The organism is Tissierella simiarum (assembly GCF_018917865.1).
In the GTDB taxonomy this organism is placed as follows: Bacteria; Bacillota; Clostridia; order Tissierellales; family Tissierellaceae; genus Tissierella_C; species Tissierella_C simiarum.
The window spans coordinates 74695-99227 of sequence record NZ_JAHLPM010000006.1 but is presented as its reverse complement, the minus strand read 5'-3'; the positions used below and the strand labels follow the sequence as shown (position 1 = coordinate 99227).

The window sequence follows — 24533 nt, the reverse complement described above, 5'->3', positions numbered from 1 at the left end:
TATGTTTAAATCAATAAAAAGAATAATGGCATGGACAGCGGTACGAAAAAAAAGGTTATACATTGGGTTTATTTACTCTTTTATACACACTATGTTTACTGCAATGCCCATTATGGCAACAGCTTATGGATTAAATCTAATATTAGATGATATACATGGAAAAAAAGCATTGACCAATAAAGAAATTATTTTGCTAACTCTATATATGATATTTGCTGTGCTAGGAAGATTCTTGTTTGCCTATCTTCGTGCTAAGACACAAGAAAGTGTGGGATATGAAGTTTCTGCAGAAGAAAGAGCTAAAATCGGAAATAGACTAAAAAGAGTTTCTCTTGGATTTTTCAGTAATAATAATACAGGAGAACTAACTTCGGCTGTTACAACAGATTTATCTTTCGTTGAAATGCACGGAATGAAAATGATTGATACAGTAGTAAACGGATATATCAGCGCTTTTACCATGGTACTATGTATGGGATTTTATAATATATGGATTGCAGTAACTGCAGCAATAGGAATATTATTATCTGCAATATTCTTGAAACTGTTAGGAAATAAAAGCAACCAAAATGCCCCTATTCATCAAAAAGCACAAGATGATATGGTCAACGCCACCATTGAATATGTTAGAGGAATGCCTGTCGTAAAAGCATTTAAACAAGAAGGGGTTTCAATAGATGGGATTCGTAATGCTTATAAATCCAGCAAAGACATTAATATTAAAATTGAAAAGAATTATGTCCCATATAACACACTGCATCATTTTGTGTTAAAGGCCGCATCTGTATGTATTATAGCTATTTCTTCTATTTTTGCTATAAATGGAACTATGGATATACCAACTATGTTAATGATGATTATCTTCTCTTTTGTTATCTTTGGTAGTGTAGAGACCATTAATAATGCTGCTCATGTTCTAAAAATTATAGATGCAACTTTTGATAAATTAGAACTAATTGAAAATGCAGAATTTATTGATTATGATGGTAAGGACATTTCCTTACATAATTATGATATTGAATTTCAGAATGTAACCTTTGCCTACGATAATAAAAATGTATTAAATGATATATCATTCCAGATTCCACAAAATACAACTACTGCTATCGTTGGTCCATCTGGCAGCGGTAAAACAACTATATGCAGTCTGATTGCCAGATTTTATGATGTAAATGAAGGAAGTATTAAAATAGGGAATGTGGATATCAGAGAAATGACCTGTGATAGTTTATTAAAAAATATTAGCATGGTATTTCAAAATGTATATTTATTTCATGACACTATTCTAAATAATATTAAATTTGGAAAGCCAGAAGCTAGCTTCGATGAAATTGTAGAAGTAGCAAAGAAAGCATGCTGTCATGACTTCATTATGAATCTTCCCCAAGGTTATGATACTATCATAGGGGACGGTGGTTCTACCCTTTCTGGCGGTGAAAAACAAAGAATATCCATTGCAAGAGCCATGTTAAAAGATGCTCCAATAGTCATATTAGATGAAGCTACAGCCAGCATTGACCCAGAAAACGAGCACTTCATTCAACAAGCAATCAGTGCCTTGGTACATGGAAAAACCATTATTATCATAGCCCATCGCTTAGCTACTATTCAAAATGCAGATCAGATACTTGTTGTAGATCATGGACAAATTGTACAAAGAGGTACTCATACGGACTTAATAGAAGAAGCAGGTATTTATAGACGTTTTATTGGAATTCGTGAGAAAGCAGAAGGATGGATGATTACATAATGAATATTCCTCACTTTATTCATTTTTTTGATCCCAAAAATAATTTAAAAATATAGTTGACATGGAAACAATAATATTATATTCTTATATTGTATCCTAGGAAACAATATAAGGAGGTCCTGCCTTGAGTAATCTAGATCAATTATTATTAAATTTTAAAAGTTTAACGGAAAACATAGATTATCTAGGAGTTCCAGATCATAATCGTGGAATATTTAAAAAATATAGTCTGTCACAAGTGCACTGTATAGATTGTATTGGTAATCTAGAAGATACCAATGTTACTAAAATATCAGAAGAATTAAATATGACCAGAGGTGCCATCAGCAAAATAACTAAGAAGTTACTTTCTGAGGGGCTTATAAAGCAGTATAAAAAGCCTGACAATAAAAAAGAAATTTTTTTCGAACTTACAGATAACGGATGGGAAGTATATCATGCCCATAGAGAACTGCATGATATATCTGAGCTGGAATATATGAATATCTTCAAAAAATTTAATGATAATGAAATAGAAATAATCATAAGTTTTTTAAAAGAAATGAATAATTATTTTAAAGAACAGATAGAGGAGATAAGTAAAAATGAAAATTGATTTAAGTATAAGTATTCAAAGAGAACTTTTTAATGACCTTTTAGAGAAATCTTTTAAAACTAAAAGAGATATCATTGGACATATCGGAACACATTTTGATGTAATGGATAAAAAGTTTTCTCTAGAAAACACTAATCGAAATGGTAGATTATTTGATGTTAGAAATATTAGAGATAGAGAAATTGACACTAGAGATATAGATTTAAATAGAATAAAAGAAAATGATTTTGTGATATTCTATACTGGCTATCTTGAAGAAGAACCATATGGAACAGAAAAGTACTTTACGGATTATCCTGTCCTTTCAAAAGATTTAATAGATAATCTTATCTCTAAAAAAGTTAGTCTTATTGGAATAGATACAGCCAGTATTGTAAAACCTGATATTCATATTGAAACAGATCAGTACTGTGCTGATAATGGAATTTTTGTAATTGAAAACCTTAATAATCTAGAACTACTTTTAGATAATGCTCAAGATGAAAGTTTTAAAGTATATACATTTCCAATTAGTATAGAAAATATAAGTGGGTTGCCTTGTAGGGTAATTGCTGAAATATAGGAAGAGACTATAATTTATACATCCAACCTTCCCTTGACCGAAGGTTGGATTTTCTATAAATCATAGTCATATATTATAACTTCTATATAAACTTCTTTCAATATTCTCTATCTAACTAGACTTCATAAGGCATAATTAAAATATAGTAATAGCCTTCAATCCTACGTTTTTAAATATTATATTTTATAATTTATTTGCTAAATATTCTGCTCTCTTTTCATTTATAGTAATTTCTTCTTCAAATTACCTTGTTCTTTGTAGTAATAGAATTCACTAAATTTATCAGATTCAAAAACATTAAACATATCTAAAAAATCATGAGCAAGCTGATATTGTCCTAAATCTTCTTTTTTTATCCAAAATACATCACCTTCTTTTGAAGGTTTTAAATTCCCTTTAAACTGATTAGCTTTAAAAAGCAAAACAACATATCTCTCATCCTGCTTTGTCTGAAATTGCTTTACCCCACATAAAATAGGATTTTCAATAACAAGCCCTGTTTCTTCAAAAACTTCACGCTTAACAGACTCAACAAAGGATTCACCATATTCAACATGACCACCAGGAAATGTAATCCCTGGCCAATCAGGATTACGTCTATCTTGTACTAAAATATAGTCTTCATTATATATCATACACATATTTGTAAAAATAGCCTGTTCACTTCGACTCATTGCCATACCTCTCCCTTATGAAATTTATCCGTTCAACTTTATTTATATAGTGTTGTATTGACTTCACTATCGTCTTTTACAAGAACACTTATCTATCTATTAAATCCAATATTATTAAGGTCACCTACATCTACACTAAGTTTAAGTTCAATTTGTGCTTTATTAGATGCAACTAATTTAATCCTGTTTTCCCCTTTTTTTAAGGACATCTTGATTGTTTCCATATCCTTTTGAATGGTCTTGTCTTTATTTTCAACAAGTGTTTCTAGCTTTCCTGACGGATCAATCAAAACTAATTTTGCTTTACCTTTGCTTACTGATAATAAATATGAAAGTTCAATTTCCATATCATCTTCAGCATTATACTTCCATATAGTATCCATTCCCTCAAACTCCAGCTTACCAGTATAAGCTTGTCCATCTATTGATTGTTCGTCTTTATCTAAACTAAATGAGTTTGTATCACTTGAAATCTCATCATCTTTTGAATATAGCGAATTCATGTAATTTACTCCACATCCAGTACATAATAATGTAACAATTATACAACAAGCTGCTATTAATCTTTTCATCTAATTCCCCCTCTAACTTTAATCAACTATTTTCTAGTATACCATGAATTTCTAAAAATCGCAGTTACTCATGATACAGTTCACCTCACCTAGTTAAGAGGAAATTTTTAATTAAATAGTTATTACTACATCCTTAGTAGTACTTACATAAACTAGATAAATTAGTAAACAATTTATTTTTAATAAAAATTGATACTATATATCATATCCAGACTCTTTAATATTTCTTTTTATCTCTTCACTGATTTTCTTCAGTTCATCCTTCTTAAATTTATTTCTTGCGTAAGCTTGAGCTATGTTAAAAATCCCATTGTCCTTTAAGTCTTTCCTTAGTGTTCCTAGTTTGAAATAAATTTTCTTTTTCAGAATACCACTCTCTACTTTTTTCTATATTGCACTAATAGTGATTCTATAATAGTAGTTTGCATTTTTATCCATTTTATGGTATAATATCATTTTATTATAAGGTGGAATAAATTTTGGTATAGATACGTACTGGTTTAATCCCAATAAAATTGCAAATAAGATAGAAATAAAACCCCACCTATGAAATTTCTAATTTGATGGAGCTTAAGGATATATTTAAAAATAGATATGAATTATGAAATACCTAGATTTTAGTAACATTCATAGATTTGTTTACATAAATCTATAAATGTTACTAAAGTTACAAAAACGGGAATATAAATAATTTTCCAGGACATTACTTAACTACAGTTATAAATTTCCTTGTAGTAAATAAGTAAAACACTCCATATACTAATGCAAACATAACTATACTTATAGCTGTTGGTACAACAAAACTATACTTCATGACTTTACCTAATACTAGAATTGCAACTATACTATGAATTGATCCTATTATTAAAGGCATTATAAAAAATATACCAACCTGTTTTGAAACTGAGTTAGATATTTCTAGATCTGTAGTACCTACTTTTTTAAGTATTTGATATTTGTTTCTATCTCTAAAGGATTCACTTAAAATCTTAAAGTAAATAATACTTCCAGTAGCAAATATAAATACAAGGGCTAAAAAGGCTCCTACAAAATAGACAATTCCCACCATATCATAAAATGTTGCTCCAGCCACATAATAAGTATATAAATTAATTTCTTCAGGAGGTATTGCATTTGCTAATTCCATAGTTAAGTCTTTAGTATTCTCTTGATTATCTAATATAATCCCATTAAACTGCTTCTCCTCAAAGGAAGATTTTAGTCGTAAATAATCATTATCATCAACAACTATACAAGGATAGGGTACTCCTGCACCCAAAAGAGGAACTTTAATATCAGTTTTTATATTAAAATCCACATCTCCTATTGTAATGTTATTTAAATCTAGGATACTTATTGCTGTCCCAGGTCTGTGTACATAACCTGCCTCACCCTTTGAAAAGTTAAATCTAGGTATTATTTTTTCCTTATTTTCTACTTCCAAATCCGATAAAATCTTTTTAAAATCCGACAGTTTTACTACTACAACCTGATTGGCACTTTGAAAGTTTTCAACCACTGGTACATTCAAAAAATTAACCCTTTCTGTAAGCTGTACATTATGACTTGATGCTTCTATTATATTATCTACCTTTTCTATAATATCTTCATCAGCGGAAACATAGCTGATGGTATAAGGAACTTCTACCTTGTGATTGTGATCTGCAAAGTATCTAAGGGAACTTACTGTGGCAAAGGAAGTTATACTTGTTGTAATTAAAATCGTTACTGCTGCAAGGGTTCTATAGTTATTTTTTATTCTAAAGGATATATTGGATATGCTTATAATGTTTGTGCCCTTATATAAAAAACTTTTCTTATTTATAAGATACCTTATAACTATGGAGAAGAAAGAATTAAACATCCAATAGGTTCCCCAAATAGTAAGAAGAATTGTAATAATTGATGTATTACCAAAACCTAGTATTTCATAATTTATTGCAATATAATATCCTATACTGATTATAGCTATTGATGCTATTCCCTTAAAATAATTAATCTTAGGCAATTCCTCTTCTTTTTTTAATGAGTTTAATAAATCTATCAGATTAGTTCTAATAACCTGAAAATATCCTTTTAGAAAGGTAACACCTAAAATAATCGAATAGACAATTATAGTACTAAGAACAGCTTTTTTGGATATAAAAAACTCAATGGTAATATTTAAAAGTGCTATTTTTGCAATCATCATCATAAATAATTTGCTAAATACTATACCAATAGCTAGACCAATAATTACTGATAATGTACCAAGTAACAATCCTTCTGAAGCAAATATAAAGGCCATCTTATAATTGTCGATACCCATGAAAGCATATACACCTATTTCTTTTTTTCTTTGATTTAAAAAAAAGTTACTAGAATATATTATAAAAAATATTAAAAACATTATCATAAGCATAGAAGCACTATAAGAAGCACTTTCTACATATTTAGATACCTCCTGAGCTTCTAAAAGTTGAGGATTGTACCTCATAGATAAAAAATTATAATATGAAGCCACAGAAAATATCATTGCACATAAATATAGTAGGGAAGTCTTTATATTTTGCTTAAAATTCATAAAGATTATTTTAAATAAGTTCATCCACTCCACCTCCCATGGATGCCAATAAGTCAAGAATCCTCTTAAAGAACTCTTTTCTCGTTTCATCCTTATCTAATTTAGCATGGATTTTTCCATCCTTTATGACTAAAATCCTCTTACAATAACTTGCCGCAAAGGCATCATGAGTCACCATAATAACAGTTGTATTAAATTCTTGATTCATTCTAGAAAAACATTGCAATAACTCTGAAGAAGATTTTGAGTCTAAAGCTCCAGTAGGTTCATCAGCAAATACTACAGATGGAGAAGTTATAAGAGCCCTTGCTGCTGCTACCCTTTGTTTTTGTCCTCCTGACAATTGATAGGGATATTTTCTAAGCTGATCATCTAATCCAAAAAACTTACTCAACCTTTTTACTTTATCTTTTATTTCTTTACTATCAACTTTTGAAAGAGCAAGGGGTAGTGCTATATTGTCTTCAACCGACATGCTATCTAATAGATTGAAATCTTGAAATATAAAACCTACATTATTTCGTCTAAATATAGAAAGTTCTCTGTTTTTCATATGTCCAATATTTTTGCCCTCATAATATATCTCTCCAGAAGTAGGTCTATCAATGGTGGACAACATATTTAAAAGTGTAGTTTTACCTGCTCCTGATGGTCCCATAATACCTAAAAATTCACCTTTATAGACATTAAGGTCTATATTGTCTACAGCTGTAAAAACCATTCCTTTTGACCCATATTCTTTTTTTAAGTTTTTAGTTTCAAGTACTAAATCCATATTATAACCTCCAGTTTTTTATATGCTGTAAAAAATTAAAATTAATTCCATTGAAGAATATATTCAAGTGCCCCCTATATAAAAATAAATTAAACTAATAAAAATTCTCTCTTAAACTAAGAGAGAATAATTCTTACTATTTACTTTTATATTAATACTTTCATTACCTACGTGCCATCATTTATGGTGACAATATAAAGGTTTACATTACATATTTGTCACATTGAAATAATCCGATATATTATAAAAGACTATTATAAACTCTGTATATTGTGATTGCTTAGAAAACACTTCTATTTTGTGATTTAATTTTGAAGCTATTTTGTTACATATATAAAGACCCATACCTGTAGATTTTGTGGTTTTCCGTCCATTATCCCCTGTAAATCCTCTATCAAAAATTCTTCCTATATCTTTTTGAGGTATGCCTATTCCATTGTCCTTTATAAACAATCTTACACTTTCTTCATTTTCCTTCGCATAAATTTCAATCTTGCCTTGTAAATTCACATATTTACAAGCATTATTTATTATTTGCTCTAATATATAGGAAGTCCATTTCTTATCCGTTAATATATTAAAATCTAAATCATGAATTTTTAAATCTATATTTTTATTTATAAAAAAATTCATATTGTTTTTAATCACATTTGTTACTAAAGCCTTTAGGTTTACTTCTTCTATTATGAGATCCTCTGAATAACTTGAAACCCTACTGATATATAAGACCTGATTAGTAAGAAATTTTATCCTTTCTAGTTCCTGTCTTAGCTCTTCTGAAATATTATATAAATCTTCTTCCTCAACTTTATCGGCTATGAGATCACACACAGATATAGGTATTTTAATTTCATGGGCCCATTGTGTTATATAATCACTAATTTCTTCTAAATCTTCCTTTAACATCGTTACTTCTCTTAGTTTTTCTTTCTTTTTAAAATCTATTATTTGCCTAATAAGTTCTTGTTCTAATTTATTGCCTTGGCAAGCTAACATATCGATAGGTTCATCAGTATAAAGGGCTTTTCGTAAATCTTTATATTCCTTTATCCACTTCACATACCCTATTAATAAAAATATTGAAGAGATAAAAAATACAAGTATATTCATGTAGAAAATATCACCTATAGATTTATTTATATTTACACTACTTATCAATATTAAATTTATAATCAGAACTGTTATTAGAAAATATAGGATTATCCAAAATAAATCTTTTATATATCTAAAGAGGCTCATGGTATCATATATCCTTGAGATTTTTTAGTAATTATAAAATTCTTTAATCCTATATCTTCAAGTTTTTTTCTCAATCTATTCACATTTACCGTTAATGTGTTTTCACTTATAAAATACTCACTTTCCCACAGAACTCTCATAATTCTAGTCCTTGACATTATCTTTCCTCTATTTTTCATAAGTAAATACAATATTCTAAACTCATTTTTAGTAAGCTCTACTTTTTCATTATTATAGGTCATTGTTCCATCGTTTATATTTAAAATAGCTCCTTCACATTCTATTATTTGTCCTTCATTTTCTCCATAGGAATAGGTTCGCCTAAGTATAGCCTGAATTTTTGCTAATAAAACATCCATAGAAAATGGCTTTGTAACAAAGTCATCTCCTCCCATATTGATTGCCATTACTATATCCATATTGTTATCTCTAGATGATAGAAATATAATAGGGACTTTAGATATAGCTCTAATCTTGTTGCACCAATAAAACCCGTCAAAGTATGGTAAATTTATGTCCATAATCACTAAATGAGGATTATATTTCGCAAATTCTTCTAAAATATTTTCAAAATTTTCAATCGAAACTACATGATAACCCCATTTTAAAATTCTATCTTTTATTTTACTACAAAGGGCATCATCATCTTCCACTATAAGTATTTTGTACATAATTTCACCTCACAGTTTATAACTACTATATTTTTATATTATACTATTTAACATATAAAATATAGTAAAAATAGCAAAAGCCACTATTGCAAATGATCAACATTATTTGCAATAGTGGCTTATAATATAGCTTCATTCACTTATAATATTTCTTTTATTTTTTCTACTTCGATGTAATCAGTTCTATAGCTTTGCTTAGCGCATCTTCTGAGTAATCTACATAGATATCTGGTTCTGAAATCTATATTATAACAAAGTTTCTATTTGTGATTCACCTATAACAGTTATCCCATTCTCAATTAACAATTCTGCAGTCACTCCATTACCGTCTATCACTGTGCCAGAGAATGTTCCATCGTAAATCTCTCTGTGCCCACATGAAGGACTGCGTTCTTTTAAAATTGCAAATTTACTATTATAGAATTTAGCAAGCTTTAAGACCTCATTAGCACCTTTTTTATAATAATTAGTTACATCTTCACCAGTTTTAGTAATAACCTTATCCATTATTTTTTCTGCAGGCTGTCGTGGAGTTTCTAAGCCGCCAAATATTTCAGGACATACTGGAATCAAATGATGTTTTTCTTTTAAAATGTGTAATTGTCCAATAAATTTACCTGTTCCATCATATCTACAATTAACTCCTAATAAACAAGCACTTATTAAAATATTCATGTTTTTACCTCACATTTAATAATTTAGTATCTTATTTGATTAATATTAACAATTTAATATCATCATCACTTACTTTCCTCCTTAAATTAAAATTTCATAAGTATCATAATTTAAAATCATATTTTTGCCATATGCTTGCAATACTTATTTGCTATTTTTAATTCAGCAATGGTGTGCACTTCCCAGAATAGTATATACATAGAATATGAAGTGCTCTGGTACAGGCAGTATAAAGTAGCAACCTTTCCTCTTCACAGCAGTAATTCCCATTTCCTACATTATAAATAAGCACAACATCAAATTCTAATCCTTTAGCAAGATATGCAGGTATTACCAAGGTATCACTGACATACTCATCATCATCTTTTATTATAGCTTTAATATGAATTTTCTCTTTTAAGAAATTATATGCCTCATCTGCTTCTTTTATAGTTCTTGTTATTATTCCAATGGATTTATATCCTCTCTCCTTATATATCTTTATATCCTCAAGAAGTCTTTCTTTTATAGCTTCTTCATCTGAAAAACCAAGAAATAAAGGTTCATCTCCACTTCTTTGTATACTTTCATCAATAAATTCATCATTAAGTAGTTTTCTAGAAAACTCGGTAATTTCCTTTGTGGATCTGTAGCTTTTAGTTAAATTTATTATGCAAGTGTTGCTTTGAGAGAATATATGGGAGATATTATTATAATCTCCTACACTCATAAATGGATTGATGGACTGATTTAAATCGCCCAGTATAGTCATATTTGCATGATTAAAAAGCTGATAAAATATTTCATACTGAAGTGGTGTATAGTCCTGCGCCTCATCAATAATAACATATTTAATTTCCGAGGTTTTTGGAAGATCTCCTAGCACAATTTTTAGATATAGAAAGGGGATCTGATCTTCATAGTTGAGTTTTTGAGCTTTCAGGTTTTCTAAAGTATAACTTTTGATTTTCTCAATTTTCTCCTCACAGTATTCAGTATTTAAACTTCTATAAAAAAACTCCAATTTATCAAAAAGCTTTATATATATATCTACTAAATTAAAGTCTGTTATTCTATCTATCTCATAGTATATTTCCTTCATTTCATCCTTTACAATAGCTATACTATCCTTTAAAATCTCCATTTTATCTATATAAGAGCCTGTATGTTCTAATTCAGTGACAATTTCCTCTATCCTGTCTTTTTTATATGGCTCTAAAAGGAACAATATTCTTTCCTTTATCTTTCTAAGTCTCTTCTTCAGCGGAAGTCTTATATAATCTTTAAAAAATAGTTCTTGTAAATCTTTAGATGACACTATTAGCCTATCTCTAAAAACGATGTCTGTAAAGTTTCTATCCATCTTTTCAACATAGGTCACATAATATTTTAATATGTTTACAAATTCTACAGTAGACTTATATCTTATATTACTGATTCTGTTTTGATAGTTTGATTCATTCTTTGAAACTAGAATATATTCCATCATTTCGCAGTAACCTTCCTTTATAAGCTCGCTACCTAAAGCCATATGCATATATTCCTTAAATGTTGTCTGGTACATATTATCTTCTCCAAGCTCTGGTAATACATTAGAGATATAATCATTAAAAATTTCATTGGGTGAAAATATTACTATATTCTGAGGTGTTATTTTCTCCCGATATTTATATAAGAGATAGGCAATTCTATGAAGAGCAACAGAAGTTTTCCCGCTTCCTGCAGGACCTTGAACAATCAGAGTTTTGTACTCTTCATTACGAATCACTTTATTCTGCTCTCTTTGAATTGTCGTTACTATGGCCTTCATCTTACTATCAGTACTTTTACTCAAAATATCTTGAAGCATTTCATCGTCTATCTTAAGATTACTATCAAACATATATTCAATTTTGCCATTATTAATTTTATACTGTCTTTTTAGCATAAGTTTCCCTTCTATAACTCCTTCAGGGCATTTATAATTAGCCTCTCCCATTTCACAATCATAAAACATGCTGGAAATCGGTGCTCTCCAGTCATATATTAGGAAATCAAGGTTATCATTAATCAGGTTTGAAATCCCAATATAATATTTCTCGGCTTTGTCATCTTCATTTTCAAGAAAGTCGATTCTTCCGAAATAGGGTGACGAAAGCATTCTCTCGTATTTTTCTTGAAGTTTTCTGGTTGACTCATGGCTTATCTTTTGCATTTTCATGAGATTGACGAATTGCATAAAGTCTGCAACCTGCTCTAGCCCATTTGTTATAGAAACTGAACCTATTTCATCCCATAGCTCCTTTTGTGTTCTAATGGCATCTTCTCTAATTTTTTCTTTAAAATCTCTGTTTTTATCAAGCTGTTTTCGAGCCTCTTTAAGCACATCTTGCAGCCATTCATCTTCAAGCTTCCATTCAGAGTCATCCCTGTTCATGATATAACCTCCTTATAATAGATAATTCAATAAAATTCTTTAAAAAACATATTGACATTGTTTTTTAAAAGATGTATAATATAATTGAGGGTAAATAAGTATTTATTGAAAGTGGCAATATAAATTTATGTTATCACTTTTGTTTTGTTATGTCAATAATAAAGACATTTGTCATTGAACAAATGTCTTTTTCTTATATACTCATTGATTAATTTATTTCCTAAATTAAATCCTTTCAATATTAATTACTCTTTCAATTGTGTTAAAAAAAAGGTCTATCAAATCGTTATAAGGTAACCCTTTTTTAAATCCTTTGATGTAAAGTTCATATTAATAAAAATAAAAAATCAGAGAACCTTTCTATTAATTAAAAGACTATCATTTTCAGCCTATTTCTGTGGGAAATAAAAATATCCTTTATTCTAATAATTTGTAAGCACATAGTCCATTGGTTTACACCCAATAGCAGAAGCAACTGAACTACATTTTGCTCGCAATAGATAGAATATATTCTTATCTCTAATATCACTCAATGTTTCAAAATTCGCTTGCCCTTTACTTATAATAAGATCTGCTTTACTAAATTCACTCTTAAATGTACTTGAGCAATCTTTTAATATCGTTCCTTGCGCAGAATGCCCATTGTCAATTACTTTTACTAGGTCTACAACACCTGTGCTTATTGCATCCTGCATAGTTGCATCATTAACTATTGGACCTCCCTTCACTACATAAGTAACCTTGTTTGTTGGAAGATTCTCTAATAGAAATTTATCAAATATGATTTCACCAGAATTATCAGCAATATACATAATGTTCTTTGAGTTTTCTACTGCTTCTCGCAGAGCAGTTGTTCCCGTACCAAAAATATCATGTTTGATACTGTCTTCAACCGACTTAACAATATCTGAATACTCTAGCTTTAGTCCAACTGAAAAATCTATAATATTTCCTGCAATAGCCAGCCTACAAGCCATATCAAAGGGATCTTCTGCCTTATCCAACCATTTTTCCTCAATAATTCTCTCATAAATCTCTTTGGCAATTTCATTATACTGTTCCTTCAATCTCTTATATGGATCATTAATACCAGTAATATTCTTAGCATGTTGATGCATCCTAAAAGCTATTTCAGGTGCTGTTTCATTGAAGTTCATTTCTCCTAATTCTTTCAAAGCTCTTTTTATTATTTCTTCTTGCATTGTTATATTACTCGTGGCTTCTTCAGCTATTTCTACTGCTTGTCTAGCAAGACAATAAATACATTCACGTGATATTTTCATATAATTCTCTCCTCAATAGTAATATGTTCTTATTCTACTAAATGGCATATTCATAATTATAAAATCTAAATTTACGATTAAAACAGCACAGCTACTTTTATGATATTATATTTCGATATAAATTCTTTCACTTGCAAAAAATGTCCCACTACTTATGATATGGTTCACCCTTTATTATTCTAAATCCTCTATATATTTGTTCCAATAAAATAAGCCTCATTAATTGATGAGGAAAAGTCATTTTTGAAAAGGAAAGTTCAAAATTACTTCTTCCTATAATATTTTCAGATAATCCAAGAGAACCTCCTATTACAAAAGTTATATCGTTTGCTCCATCTATCATTAAATTTTTTATTTTTTCTGCTAATCCTTCTGAGGATAAACTTTTTCCTTCGATAGCTAAAGAAATTACAAAGGAATTTTGAGGAATCTTCGATAATATTCTTTCTCCCTCTTTACTTTTAATTATTTCTATTTCTTTTTCACTCAAATTTTCTGGAGCTTTCTCATCTTCAACTTCTATAATTTCCAAATTACAGTATCTAGAAAGCCTTTTAGAAAACTCTTTTATACCATCTTGTATATATTTTTCTTTAATTTTTCCTACGGAAACGATTCTTATATTCACTTAATTTACCCACTACCTTTCATCATAAAAATCTAAGAATGAATATTTCTCTCCTTCTTTTTCCCACCCTAATATACAATCCATATTTACATTCTGAGCCGCCCTAAATATTGACATATCTACATTCTTAAAGTTCTTTTTTAATTCCTCTATTAAATCTTTTATTTCATAGCGTTTGTTTCCTATTTTTTTAGCAGCTACCATACAGGCACAGTTTAAAGGCCATATTCCACTATTTTGAATAAATCTTTGTATATAAACTTCTTCTATATAATAAAGTGGTCTTATAAGTTCTATTCCTTCATAGTTTTGAGATTTTAACTTTGGTAACATGGTTTTAAAGTTACCAGAACATAAAAGGTTTAATAATGTAGTTTCTATAACATCATTAAAATGATGTCCAAGTGCTAGTTTATTACATCCTAGTTCTTGTGCCTTTCCATATAAGGCTCCTCTTCTCATTCTCGCACACATGTAACATGGATAGTCTTTAGCTATTCTATCTGCAACTTCAAATACATTAGCTTCATATATATGGACTGGAATATTTAAATACTCACAGTTTTCTATTAATAATTCTTTTATATCAGGATGATATCCTGGATCCATAGCTATAAATTCCAATTCAAAGTTTTGATTTCCATTTCTATGAAGCTCTTGAAATAACTTAGCCATTAATAGACTATCTTTTCCTCCAGAAATAGCTACTGCAATCCTATCTCCATCTTCTATCAGCTCATATTCTTTAATTGCTTTAATAAACTTACTCCATATATGTTTTCTGTATCTTTTTATAATGCTTCTTTCTATTTCAGCCAATGGTTTTCTATCGTTAAGTGGAACTAATATTTCACAGCCAGTTCCTGCTAACCCATTTTCTTTCTCATTCACAAATATCACTCCATTTTTAAACTTAATTGACCACTATAGTTTATCCTAAATTTTATATAAAAACAATGTTATAGAAACTTTTACATAAACTAAAGGTGTAACAAAAGTTCTCCTTCTGTCACACCTACCAATAGCTTAAAAATATTATCTATTATCTATATTCTCTGGATTCATGTCGTGATAAAATAATCTCTTTTCAGCTACATCTTTCCACTTAGTACCTTCTTTTCCATAGTTACAATATGGATCAATAGAAATTCCTCCCCTTGGAGTAAACTTTCCCCATACTTCAATATACTTTGGATCTAAAAGCTTTATTAAATCTTTCATTATTATGTTCATACAGTCTTCATGAAAATCTCCATGGTTTCTGAAGCTAAAAAGATAAAGCTTTAAAGATTTGCTCTCTACCATAAGTCTATCTGGGACATAGGATATATATATTGTTGCAAAATCAGGTTGTCCTGTTTTAGGACAAAGACTTGTAAATTCTGGACAATTAAATTTTATAAAATAGTCATTTTCTCTGTGCTTGTTTTCAAATGTTTCTAAAACAGATGGATCATAATCATAATTATATTTTGTACCTTGATTCCCTAATAGTGTTACTCCTTCTAATTCTTCTTCTTTTCTTCCAGCCATATTATTAACCTCCTATTTTATTATCTTATATTCTATTTCTTAATTGTTTAACAAGAATAACTCCCACTATTCCTGGAACAATTTGTCCAATACATAAACTTGCTGCTAACACTCTATAGGGTATTTTTAGTATAATTGAAAGCCATATAGGAACAATCAATCCTGGGCCTAAAATTATTGAAATAGCTATAAGCCAGTCATTCAATTTAAATTTTTTAACTAAATAAACGGCTGTAGTAGTAATAAGTCCTACTATTAATCCCCCTAATGTATCAAAGACTCCTAGTCCTCCCATAAGTATGTTACTTAGCATATTCCCTACTGCCATAGGAACTATTAAAAATGGATGAATAGCAGTGAGAGCATAGAATGATGTTGCTATTCTTATCTGATATTGTCCAAAAGCAAAACCTTGAGTTAAATACATTAATATGACATAAAGTCCTACTGAAACTCCTGATATAGTTATTTTCTTAGTAGTTGATATAGTTTCTTCAACAACTGTCTTTGATTTAATATTCATATCTCTCCCCCATTATTTTTTAGTGAATTCTAAACAAGAAAGGTTGTTCCTGAACTATAAACAATAGACTAAGAAATTTAAATTTACTTTATAGAAATAAAAAAAGGCGCAAAGCGCCTTATAAAAACCAGTTATTTTTATTTATGGACCCTTAGTTTTATTTATAGACAGGATGGTTTCGAACTGTCTTATTTAGTTATAATTTTCTAGTATAGTTTAATACTTAATAGAAAATAAGTCAAATAAATTAAAAATGTTTTCCTAAACTTTAACTTTTCTTGCCTATTTTTAAATAATCCATTTTACAAAAATAACATATAACTTCTAAACCGCTTAAATTCAAAATATAACCTCTTACTTGATTTTTGTAGTATCTGAGATTAAGTATTATTATAATAATTATGAAAGGAGGTCCCATATGAAAATTGATATTGAAATTCAACCAGAATCTAGTGAAACTAGGGTTGTCATATATACTCCTGAAATTACAAATGAAGTACAAGAAATAATTAATAGTCTGAAAAGAAAGAAAAGAAACGAATCATGGGCATTAAAGATGAGAGACTTTATATATTAAATCTTGAAGATATTTTTTATTTTTATAGTGAAGATAGCAGGATTTTATTTTATAACTATTTCTATGGTATTTAATATAGATAATTGGAGTCTATTAAAACAAACTATAGTTCATTTTATATTGATGAGTGTTGTTTATTTCCCAGTATCTGTTTATGCAGGATGGATTCCAGTACCTACAGTGGCTAAAATTATTTTTATAATTTTTTACGTACTAATATCTATAATAGTTTGGCTATCATTTAAAGCTTATTGGAAGAAAAAAGCAATGGAGATTAACAAACAACTAGAGTTAAGAAATAAACAAACTAAATAAATTTACTTTATCTTTCTTTACTAATAATGGGTAGTGACTTCACTACCCATTATTAAAATTTAATTTATCTACTTTTTATCTTTTTTATTTCAGTTCTAAATTCCTTATAGCCCATAATTACTATCCAAACGTAAGCAAGAGTCTTCGGTATCATCAAAATTCCAATCCACCTAATCGTAGTAGCCCACAACACAACTGGAATATATAAAGCGAAAGACAATACAATAGCTAACCACATAAATTTAAAATTTTTATCAGCATGTTTTTTAACTTCAGAATAGAAAATGCAAATAATTATAATTCCCATAATGGCAAATGGAATATTTCTATATATTCCCCAAGAAACAGGAGCATTATAGCTTAACCAATCATTTTGAGGGAAAAGACACAATATTATACGTATAACGCTTAGAGCATAAATCGAAATTGTAAGTCCGTTACGTCTTTCAATCTTATAACGTTGTCTCCATATATGATATAGAATAACGTAAAATATCGTCATGGTAATAGATGTTATAAGTTTCCCTAATCCAAGAGCAGCAGCATTAGCTTCCAGTCCTGTTGTAAGCAGTGCATATGATCTAGGTATTAGATGAAATGCATCGCCTGCACCCAATAAAACTGCCATCAAACCAAATAGCTTATACTGTTTATCTCTGTCGTTTTTTGTCATCATTATTATTCCTATTGTAATAACACCAATTAAGTAAACTGCATCAAATAAAGTTTCCATAATTGCTTGCATAAAGATCACCCTTTCATAATATATGAACTATGTTCAATTTTGCTTATATTAAAAATCATACTATAAGTATGACTTTCAATTAGACATTATCTTCTTTAAAACCATCATAAAAAAACTTATATCTTTTTCACCTTTTTTAAGCATAATTAACATGTTTTCAAATATAAACTCAGATATTTTTTGTTTTGAAAAGCTTTCAGTCCATGGATAAGATCTTAAACTATCATCCATATCTATCAATGTCATAATTCTACTTTGAATCTTTCCAAAATATTCGTTTTCTTTTTGCTTACCAATCAGCTTTTCCTGTGTTTTTAGAAGAGAAAGTTGCTCTAGCCAGTTCTCTTTGAAACTGTTAAGATAAAGATGTAAACTGTCATAAATTTTCTCTAAATTATCATAAAAATTGCTATTTGAAAGACTCTGCCAATCAATATTTACAAAAGCACCTTCCCAGAAATCTTCAATAACAGCTACCAACAAATCTCCCTTCGAAGGAAAGTAATTATATACTGTACCAATAGCGATTCCACTATTCTGTGCCACAGAACGAATATTAATTTTAGTTATACCTTGTTTTGCAGCAATATCTTTAGCTACAGATAAGATAGTGTCTTTCTGATTTTCATTATTATACATTTTATTTAGCCTCCTGAACATTGTTCATTTTTATTGTATAATAAAAATATTAGATTGTCAACAAGGTTAATAAATAGTCATCATTCCACTATGCTTGAGACTATCTGTGTTATTATAATTGTATAATCCCAAATACCCATGCTATCTTTTATTAAATTTATTCTTTCATTAAATCTATTTGAAACCAGCTCTTTTAATTCATCTATTTCCTTACTTGATAACCTATAAATATAAAGACGATATATTAAAGTCACCATCGTCAAATAAACGAAAAAGGTATGAAATTTAAGATTTCATACCTTTTATAGATTTAAAATACTTTTAAACTAGTTTAACAGGAAAACATATTTCCGTAACATATTCGTCCGAGTTATCAGTAGAATCAGGTCCTACAATGTAAATATCGAAGGGTGCTCCTGCTATTTGGTATCCATTGTCTTGAATCCATTTAATTACTTTTGCATAGGCTTCTCCAAATCTTGAATAAGGTCCTATAAATGTAGTACATGCATGTAATCCACCAGCTAGCTCCCTACTATTTTTGACTGCTAAATTCTTATTAACAGGAATACATACTTCTAAATCTGTGGATTCAGGATCGAACTCCTTATCATGATATATAGACATTACAGGTCCTGATGGTTTCAAATTCATTCTTTCTATACTTTTATATAAATTACATATTAAATCATCTATTTGTTGGACATCTGTTATAGTACGTTGGCTGATAATTGTCATTGGAGCTCTATCTTTTAATTGTACTGCTAATGTTTTATAACTTTCCATGATTTTACCTCCTATTTTCATCTTCTTTATCTTTCTCTCAATCCGACTTTGCATTTTTATTTTTTCTTCCAATTGCTTATTAATTTCTTGTAATTTTTCTTCTAAAATATTTTGCAAAAAATAAATATTCTTATCTTCAAGAACTTTTTTAATCTCATCTAAAGTTAGTCCGTATTCCTTTAACTCTATGATGAAAAGAATTTCTAGCACTTGTTCTTGTGAATAGTATCTATATTGATTTTCATTATTTACATAAGCCGGTTTTAAAATATTCATTTCATCATAGTAACGTAGAGTCTTTGTTGAAACACCTCCGATTTTAGAAAACTCACCTATTGTATACACTTTTTTCTCCCCTTTTCTATCAACGTTGATAACATAAGTATACACCTTCCAGTTAAGGGTAATGTCAATAATTATTCTTATTTAAAGTTTAATAATATATAAAAAGTCTATAAGCTTTTTCTTATAGACTCTTTATATATTCGCTATCACTCTTGATATTACGAGGTTTTGTTTTTAATCTTCTCTTTTATTTTGATTCTTTTATTCTTTATTATATCTCCCTTCACAATATGAAACTCATTCCTTCTTCCCTTAAAATCAATACTAGAAGGTTCATTAGTAATCATCTTAACTGCAAATCTTTCTTCTAAATCTTTAACATGTTCTTCACTTTCTGCTGTAACTAGTAACTTATCGTTTTCTTTTATCATCGTTAAACCTTTTGGTACAATATACTTGTCATCTCTGTGTATACTGATAACTAAAACCTCTTGTGGAATTTTAATTTCAACAATTTTCTTTTTTAACATAGGTGAATTAGGTAAAACTAGAAGTTCTGCAAATACACCATTTATTTCATCAGCATATTCGTTAAAGCTTCTAGTTAAAATTGTATCATCTACCATTTCAACTAAACCAAGCTTTCTAGCTATAATTGGAAACAGCGTACCTTGAATAACAACAGATGTTAAAACTATAAAGAAAACGATATTGAATATTTCATTTGCCACTGGAAGCCCTTCCATATATGGAATTATGGCAAATACTATTGAAGCTGCACCTCTAAATCCAACCCATGATACTAGTAACTTTTCTTTAAAACTATATTCAAAGAAACTCATTAAAATAAACATACATACTGGTCTAGCAACAAAAATAATAAAAGATGAAATAATCAGCCCTTTTCCCGCAACCGAAGGTAGTTGACTAGGAAATACCAATAATCCTAATGTAACAAAAAGTGTAATTTGCATAAGCCATGTTTGGCCATCAAAAAATTTAATTAAGCTTCTCTTATGAATGTATCTAGTGTTACCAAATACTATACCAGCAACATACATAGCAAGAAATCCATTTCCATCTAAAATACTAACTATTGCAAATATAAGATAAACTGTAGCTATGAGAAATACATAGTATAATCCATCATAATCTAACTTTATATAGTTAATAAGTAAAGTAAACAGTCTTGCTAAAACATAACCTAATATTCCACCTATGATCATTTGTCTCGTAAACATCAATATAAATGCTATTAGACTACTTTCTCCTGTAGTTATTATTGATACAAGTATAACTGTAATCATATACGCCATAGGGTCATTGCTGCCACTTTCAAATTCTAATAAAGGAACTAAATCGCCCTTTAAATTAAGACTTTTTGACTTTAAGATTGAAAAAACCGTTGCAGCATCTGTTGATGAAACTATTGCTCCAAGTAAAAGTCCTTCCCAAATAGTCATATCTGTTACAAAGTACGTAAATACTCCTACAAATATTGCTGTACCCAGAACTCCAACAGTTGCTAAAACTAATCCTGATTTGATTACTGGTTTAACAGAAGTCCATTTTGTATCCATACCACCTGTAAAGAGTATAAAAGCTAATGCTGTAGAACCTATATACTGTGCTATGGCTGGATTATCAAAATATACAAACCCAATACCATCAGATCCTACCAACATACCTATGCCCAGAAACACTATAAGTACAGGAACTCCTATTCTATAAGATAGTTTACTAGACATGACACATACTAAGAGTACTGAAGAAACCAATAAAACTGTGTAATTAAATGTCATTTACCCACTCCTTCTCTTATTAACCTTTAGTAGTTATAATAATATATTTATTAGTCTTTTTAAGGCATGGTAGCTGAAAAGTCTGAGGTAGCAAACCATGGCGAATTGCATAATGGTTATAAGCTATCCCTAAATTATCAATTATATTTTATAATTCTTGAATTTTAAATTATAGTTTTGAAATATGTCTTAAGATTTTAGATTTAGATAATGTTCTATAATCATTTTTATATTGTTCTATGATAGCAATTCCATTTACTATTTTTTTGATATATCTCATCATCTTTTAGAAGTGAACTTTTTTACTTTTATAGTGTAATTATATAGTTCATAGGCTAAATTTGCAATGGCTTTTATTCCTGTCACGTTAAATATCTATATTATTAATAATATTTAAATGCTTTTAAATCAAATGTATTTAAATATAAAAAAATCCTAACCACAGTTCCAATCTTATGTTAGGATTTTCTTTGAATTTAATAATTATAATGTTCTCATCAGATTTATAAAAATGAGAAAAGCTTACTCACCCTTAGCTAATTCTATACTAAAACAAATTCTATCATCATTTATTGTATAGTTTATTTGTGCATCATTTTTCTCAGCTAGTTCTCTGCATATAAATAAACCTAATCCAGAACTTATTTGTTTATGATTTCCATAGTTGTACTTGATAAATGAGTCAAATAAATTTTCTCTAATTTCCTGTGGAATAGGAGAACATTTATTTTCTACAGCAATGTAAATATTATCATCTTTACATTTACACCCAATATCGATCTTCCCATCCTGACTATATTTAATTCCGTTATCTATTAAATTTAAAAGAATACTTCTTATCTCTTCCTCTATAGCAAAAACTACAGCATCTTCACTCTTTAAATTTATTTCTATATTCTGCTTTTTAAAGGCAAGTTGAAACTCATGGACTATTCTAATTAATAGATGTTTAATATTAAAGCTTTGAGGTGTATATGTTTGCATTTCTTTACTTCTTGCAACTACTAGCATATTTTGAACCATCTTATGCAACCTTTTAGATTCAGCTATAATTCTGTTATACACTTTTTCCTTTACTTCTTCATCTATATCTCCCTTTTGTAATAACTGAGTATACCCTATAATAGCAGTAATAGGAGTTTTCATTTCATGAGTCGCATAATTAAAGAAATCTCTAGACGACTTTTCTAATTCCTCTATCTTTTTCTTTTCTAACTGTAAATAATCCATTTGCTCCTCTATTCGATCTTGCATCATATTAAAATGATTAATTAAACTTGCCACCTCATCCTTACTTCTAACTTCTAATCTATTGGAAAAATCACCTTTCCCTACAAAAACCATTCCATCAGCTAAATGACTTAATGAATATGTTATTTTCTTTAACCAAAGATAAATTATGAAAATCATAACTATAAATAAAAACACTTGAATGATTACAATTTTTATCATTAACTCAATAGAATGATTATATTCGTTAAAATAATCTTTTTGAAATACTAACGTTCCTAAATAATCATCCTAATCTTTAAAATAACAATTATTTATAGTTTATATATAAAATATTATATATTAGAACCTTCTCTCCATCAATGAAGTATACTACAATCTGTCGTTATTGGATTTTATACCTTATATATATATTCCCTTGTTGTTTTTCCACCACTTTTTAGTTCACTCAAATTTCTAACTAAAAAGATTTCTCTTCCGTCTTCACTGATTACTTCAATATGAGGATACATTGTTTCCCCTTCATTCTCTACTTTTTCTTCAAATAAGCTATTCAACTCATTCCCTTCTATTTCTTTAAAATATCTCTTTATAGGTGTTATACAATTATCCTTCCCTTTAAATTCTTCTAGTACTAACATATTATTTCCAATGTATTCAGCATATATATTAACTTCCTCAGGTGTCTCAAACAATATATTATATTGGTTAGTCTTAAAATTAAACTTACTAACAGAGATAGTCTCATAAAGAGGATGGGTATTGATAATATCCTAATTCATTTGCGCATCTTTCTTGCAATATTAGTATCTCATCACTATTTATCATCCTCCCCCATACTTTATCTATTTTATCTTTCTTTTTCAAATCAATATATTCTTCTAAATAAAAGTATTTTCCTTTTAATTTTACTTTATAGAATTTTAAATCTCTATCCATATATACAAGAGATTTTAAAGTATCCACATAGTAAAACCAACCATCACTCTCACCTTTCGTCTCATAGAGCTTCTTCCTTTTAATATCATATAAGTACTTCTTTCTTTTACTTAATGCCATCTCATCAATAACTATATAGTTTTCATTTTCCGGAATATCTCTAATATAGTAGTTGCTGCTATAGCTTGGTTTCTTTAACTCTTCTATTATATCTGTCAATTCAATAATTTCTCTAGGCTTATCCTCCTTTTTATAATCTACACTGAACACCTTGTCTTGTTCTCCATATTTAAAATCTAACACTTTAGCTTTTCTCGAATAAGTAAAAGCTTCTTTTGAGGTCTTTATTAAATGATTACTTTTATCTATTTTATATAAATATTGCTTAATATGCCCTGCTATTGGATGGCTATCTGTAGGTACATTCGTTATTATTCCAGAGCCTTTTTCAACATACCCATAGACTTCCCCTTCACGATAAAAAGCTGGATAAAAATAATCTCCCTCATCTAATTGTAAATTCACTTTTTCTACTGTTATCTTTGGATCACTGTCTTTTAACTTTAAATTCCGCTCTCTTACATCTTTTTCAAGTACAATTTTTTGAACATCCTTTTGCCTTTCTTTTCCGCAACCCGTTAACTGTACTGTTAAACTTAAAAGTATGACCATATATACTAGCTTTTTATACATGCTTACCCCTCCCTAGCATTATAATATCAAAAAGTCTTTACAAACTAAGTCTAAATTGTTAAATATATTAGTTTTAAATAAAAA

25 protein-coding genes are annotated in these 24533 nt (G+C 28.9%); 5 read left to right on the top strand and 20 right to left on the bottom strand.

Going from position 1 to position 24533, the window contains the following annotated elements; translation table 11 throughout:
* The first annotated feature begins 1 nt into the window (after position 1).
* The 3 genes from KQI42_RS08550 (at position 2) to KQI42_RS08540 (ending at position 2907) form a co-directional block, all read left to right on the top strand.
* On the top strand, positions 2-1750 hold the full coding sequence (locus KQI42_RS08550; protein ID WP_216518822.1) for an ABC transporter ATP-binding protein: 1749 nt from the start codon (positions 2-4) through the stop codon (positions 1748-1750).
* 124 nt (positions 1751-1874) lie between these two features.
* Positions 1875-2345 carry a MarR family transcriptional regulator gene (locus KQI42_RS08545; RefSeq protein ID WP_216518820.1) on the top strand — a complete coding sequence of 157 codons (471 nt, stop codon included), beginning with the start codon at positions 1875-1877 and terminating at the stop codon, positions 2343-2345.
* Entirely contained in the window at positions 2335-2907 is a 573-nt protein-coding gene (locus KQI42_RS08540) for a cyclase family protein (protein WP_216518818.1), read from the top strand. The genes KQI42_RS08545 and KQI42_RS08540 overlap by 11 nt, the downstream gene beginning before the upstream one ends.
* Positions 2908-3128: 221 nt before the next feature.
* On the opposite strand, the gene KQI42_RS08535 is transcribed toward KQI42_RS08540, so the two are convergent.
* The 13 genes from KQI42_RS08535 to KQI42_RS08475 all read right to left on the bottom strand — a co-directional run bounded on the left by KQI42_RS08535 (position 3129) and on the right by KQI42_RS08475 (position 16438).
* Entirely contained in the window at positions 3129-3581 is a 453-nt protein-coding gene (locus KQI42_RS08535) for an 8-oxo-dGTP diphosphatase (protein ID WP_216518817.1), read from the bottom strand.
* Positions 3582-3673: 92 nt separating this feature from the next.
* Positions 3674-4153 carry a hypothetical protein gene (locus tag KQI42_RS08530; RefSeq protein WP_216518815.1) on the bottom strand — a complete coding sequence of 160 codons (480 nt, stop codon included), beginning with the start codon at positions 4151-4153 and terminating at the stop codon, positions 3674-3676.
* Positions 4154-4856: 703 nt separating this feature from the next.
* On the bottom strand, positions 4857-6740 hold the full coding sequence (locus tag KQI42_RS08525; RefSeq protein WP_216518813.1) for an FtsX-like permease family protein: 1884 nt from the start codon (positions 6738-6740) through the stop codon (positions 4857-4859).
* Positions 6727-7491, bottom strand: a complete 765-nt coding sequence (locus KQI42_RS08520) for an ABC transporter ATP-binding protein (RefSeq protein ID WP_216518811.1) — start codon at positions 7489-7491, stop codon at positions 6727-6729. Before KQI42_RS08520 ends, KQI42_RS08525 begins: the two co-directional genes overlap by 14 nt.
* 207 nt (positions 7492-7698) lie before the next feature.
* Positions 7699-8550, bottom strand: coding sequence for a sensor histidine kinase (locus KQI42_RS08515; RefSeq protein ID WP_343231674.1), 852 nt, complete (start codon positions 8548-8550; stop codon positions 7699-7701).
* Between the two features lie 176 nt (positions 8551-8726).
* The gene (locus KQI42_RS08510) at positions 8727-9401 is read right to left on the bottom strand and encodes a response regulator transcription factor (protein WP_216518808.1); all 675 of its coding nucleotides are present in this window, start codon (positions 9399-9401) and stop codon (positions 8727-8729) included.
* A gap of 246 nt (positions 9402-9647) precedes the next feature.
* Positions 9648-10076, bottom strand: a complete 429-nt coding sequence (locus KQI42_RS08505; protein WP_216518806.1) for a 2-thiouracil desulfurase family protein — start codon at positions 10074-10076, stop codon at positions 9648-9650.
* A 157-nt stretch (positions 10077-10233) separates the two neighbouring features.
* Positions 10234-12471, bottom strand: a complete 2238-nt coding sequence (gene helD, locus KQI42_RS08500) for an RNA polymerase recycling motor HelD (protein ID WP_216518804.1) — start codon at positions 12469-12471, stop codon at positions 10234-10236.
* Between the two features lie 422 nt (positions 12472-12893).
* Entirely contained in the window at positions 12894-13754 is an 861-nt protein-coding gene (locus KQI42_RS08495; RefSeq protein WP_216518802.1) for a damage-control phosphatase ARMT1 family protein, read from the bottom strand.
* Positions 13755-13902: 148 nt separating this feature from the next.
* Complete coding sequence (gene rlmH, locus KQI42_RS08490; RefSeq protein ID WP_216518800.1) at positions 13903-14382, bottom strand: 23S rRNA (pseudouridine(1915)-N(3))-methyltransferase RlmH; 480 nt, start codon at positions 14380-14382, stop codon at positions 13903-13905.
* Between the two features lie 12 nt (positions 14383-14394).
* Complete coding sequence (locus KQI42_RS08485) at positions 14395-15273, bottom strand: tRNA 2-thiocytidine biosynthesis TtcA family protein (RefSeq protein ID WP_216518797.1); 879 nt, start codon at positions 15271-15273, stop codon at positions 14395-14397.
* A gap of 144 nt (positions 15274-15417) precedes the next feature.
* The gene (queF, locus tag KQI42_RS08480; RefSeq protein WP_216518795.1) at positions 15418-15915 is read right to left on the bottom strand and encodes a preQ(1) synthase; all 498 of its coding nucleotides are present in this window, start codon (positions 15913-15915) and stop codon (positions 15418-15420) included.
* 25 nt (positions 15916-15940) lie between these two features.
* Positions 15941-16438, bottom strand: a complete 498-nt coding sequence (locus KQI42_RS08475; protein ID WP_216518793.1) for a QueT transporter family protein — start codon at positions 16436-16438, stop codon at positions 15941-15943.
* A 418-nt stretch (positions 16439-16856) separates the two neighbouring features.
* On the opposite strand from KQI42_RS08475, the gene KQI42_RS08470 reads away from it, so the two are divergent.
* The gene (locus tag KQI42_RS08470) at positions 16857-17015 is read left to right on the top strand and encodes a hypothetical protein (RefSeq protein ID WP_216518791.1); all 159 of its coding nucleotides are present in this window, start codon (positions 16857-16859) and stop codon (positions 17013-17015) included.
* Between the two features lie 3 nt (positions 17016-17018).
* Positions 17019-17330 (top strand): DUF3021 domain-containing protein, encoded by a 312-nt coding sequence (locus tag KQI42_RS08465; RefSeq protein ID WP_216518789.1) that lies wholly within the window; start codon positions 17019-17021, stop codon positions 17328-17330.
* 64 nt (positions 17331-17394) lie between these two features.
* Here KQI42_RS08465 and KQI42_RS08460 read toward each other — a convergent pair whose 3' ends face one another.
* The 7 genes from KQI42_RS08460 to KQI42_RS08430 form a co-directional block, all read right to left on the bottom strand.
* Positions 17395-18075 (bottom strand): hypothetical protein, encoded by a 681-nt coding sequence (locus KQI42_RS08460; RefSeq protein WP_216518980.1) that lies wholly within the window; start codon positions 18073-18075, stop codon positions 17395-17397.
* Positions 18076-18150: 75 nt separating this feature from the next.
* Positions 18151-18714 (bottom strand): TetR/AcrR family transcriptional regulator, encoded by a 564-nt coding sequence (locus KQI42_RS08455; protein WP_216518787.1) that lies wholly within the window; start codon positions 18712-18714, stop codon positions 18151-18153.
* Between the two features lie 321 nt (positions 18715-19035).
* On the bottom strand, positions 19036-19845 hold the full coding sequence (locus tag KQI42_RS21665) for a MerR family transcriptional regulator (RefSeq protein ID WP_216518785.1): 810 nt from the start codon (positions 19843-19845) through the stop codon (positions 19036-19038).
* Between the two features lie 158 nt (positions 19846-20003).
* Positions 20004-21587, bottom strand: coding sequence for a potassium/proton antiporter (locus KQI42_RS08445; RefSeq protein ID WP_216518783.1), 1584 nt, complete (start codon positions 21585-21587; stop codon positions 20004-20006).
* Between the two features lie 522 nt (positions 21588-22109).
* Positions 22110-22997 (bottom strand): HAMP domain-containing sensor histidine kinase, encoded by an 888-nt coding sequence (locus KQI42_RS08440; RefSeq protein WP_216518781.1) that lies wholly within the window; start codon positions 22995-22997, stop codon positions 22110-22112.
* A 215-nt stretch (positions 22998-23212) separates the two neighbouring features.
* Positions 23213-23512 carry a hypothetical protein gene (locus tag KQI42_RS08435; RefSeq protein WP_216518779.1) on the bottom strand — a complete coding sequence of 100 codons (300 nt, stop codon included), beginning with the start codon at positions 23510-23512 and terminating at the stop codon, positions 23213-23215.
* Positions 23513-23561: 49 nt separating this feature from the next.
* Positions 23562-24449, bottom strand: coding sequence for a hypothetical protein (locus KQI42_RS08430; RefSeq protein WP_216518777.1), 888 nt, complete (start codon positions 24447-24449; stop codon positions 23562-23564).
* Between the last annotated feature and the right edge of the window lie 84 nt (positions 24450-24533).

Excerpts from the sequence above, each read along its gene's own strand:
- KQI42_RS08550 (WP_216518822.1), top strand. The coding sequence starts at position 2 with ATGTTTAAATCAATAAAAAGAATAATGGCATGGACAGCGGTACGAAAA.
- KQI42_RS08540 (WP_216518818.1), top strand. The coding sequence starts at position 2,335 with ATGAAAATTGATTTAAGTATAAGTATTCAAAGAGAACTTTTTAATGAC.
- KQI42_RS08535 (WP_216518817.1), bottom strand. The coding sequence starts at position 3,581 with ATGAGTCGAAGTGAACAGGCTATTTTTACAAATATGTGTATGATATAT.
- KQI42_RS08530 (WP_216518815.1), bottom strand. The coding sequence starts at position 4,153 with ATGAAAAGATTAATAGCAGCTTGTTGTATAATTGTTACATTATTATGT.
- KQI42_RS08525 (WP_216518813.1), bottom strand. The coding sequence starts at position 6,740 with ATGAACTTATTTAAAATAATCTTTATGAATTTTAAGCAAAATATAAAG.
- KQI42_RS08520 (WP_216518811.1), bottom strand. The coding sequence starts at position 7,491 with ATGGATTTAGTACTTGAAACTAAAAACTTAAAAAAAGAATATGGGTCA.
- KQI42_RS08510 (WP_216518808.1), bottom strand. The coding sequence starts at position 9,401 with ATGTACAAAATACTTATAGTGGAAGATGATGATGCCCTTTGTAGTAAA.
- KQI42_RS08505 (WP_216518806.1), bottom strand. The coding sequence starts at position 10,076 with ATGAATATTTTAATAAGTGCTTGTTTATTAGGAGTTAATTGTAGATAT.
- helD (WP_216518804.1), bottom strand. The coding sequence starts at position 12,471 with ATGAACAGGGATGACTCTGAATGGAAGCTTGAAGATGAATGGCTGCAA.
- KQI42_RS08495 (WP_216518802.1), bottom strand. The coding sequence starts at position 13,754 with ATGAAAATATCACGTGAATGTATTTATTGTCTTGCTAGACAAGCAGTA.
- queF (WP_216518795.1), bottom strand. The coding sequence starts at position 15,915 with ATGGCTGGAAGAAAAGAAGAAGAATTAGAAGGAGTAACACTATTAGGG.
- KQI42_RS08475 (WP_216518793.1), bottom strand. The coding sequence starts at position 16,438 with ATGAATATTAAATCAAAGACAGTTGTTGAAGAAACTATATCAACTACT.
- KQI42_RS08470 (WP_216518791.1), top strand. The coding sequence starts at position 16,857 with ATGAAAATTGATATTGAAATTCAACCAGAATCTAGTGAAACTAGGGTT.
- KQI42_RS08460 (WP_216518980.1), bottom strand. The coding sequence starts at position 18,075 with ATGCAAGCAATTATGGAAACTTTATTTGATGCAGTTTACTTAATTGGT.
- KQI42_RS08455 (WP_216518787.1), bottom strand. The coding sequence starts at position 18,714 with ATGTATAATAATGAAAATCAGAAAGACACTATCTTATCTGTAGCTAAA.
- KQI42_RS08445 (WP_216518783.1), bottom strand. The coding sequence starts at position 21,587 with ATGACATTTAATTACACAGTTTTATTGGTTTCTTCAGTACTCTTAGTA.
- KQI42_RS08440 (WP_216518781.1), bottom strand. The coding sequence starts at position 22,997 with ATGATTTTCATAATTTATCTTTGGTTAAAGAAAATAACATATTCATTA.
- KQI42_RS08430 (WP_216518777.1), bottom strand. The coding sequence starts at position 24,449 with ATGTATAAAAAGCTAGTATATATGGTCATACTTTTAAGTTTAACAGTA.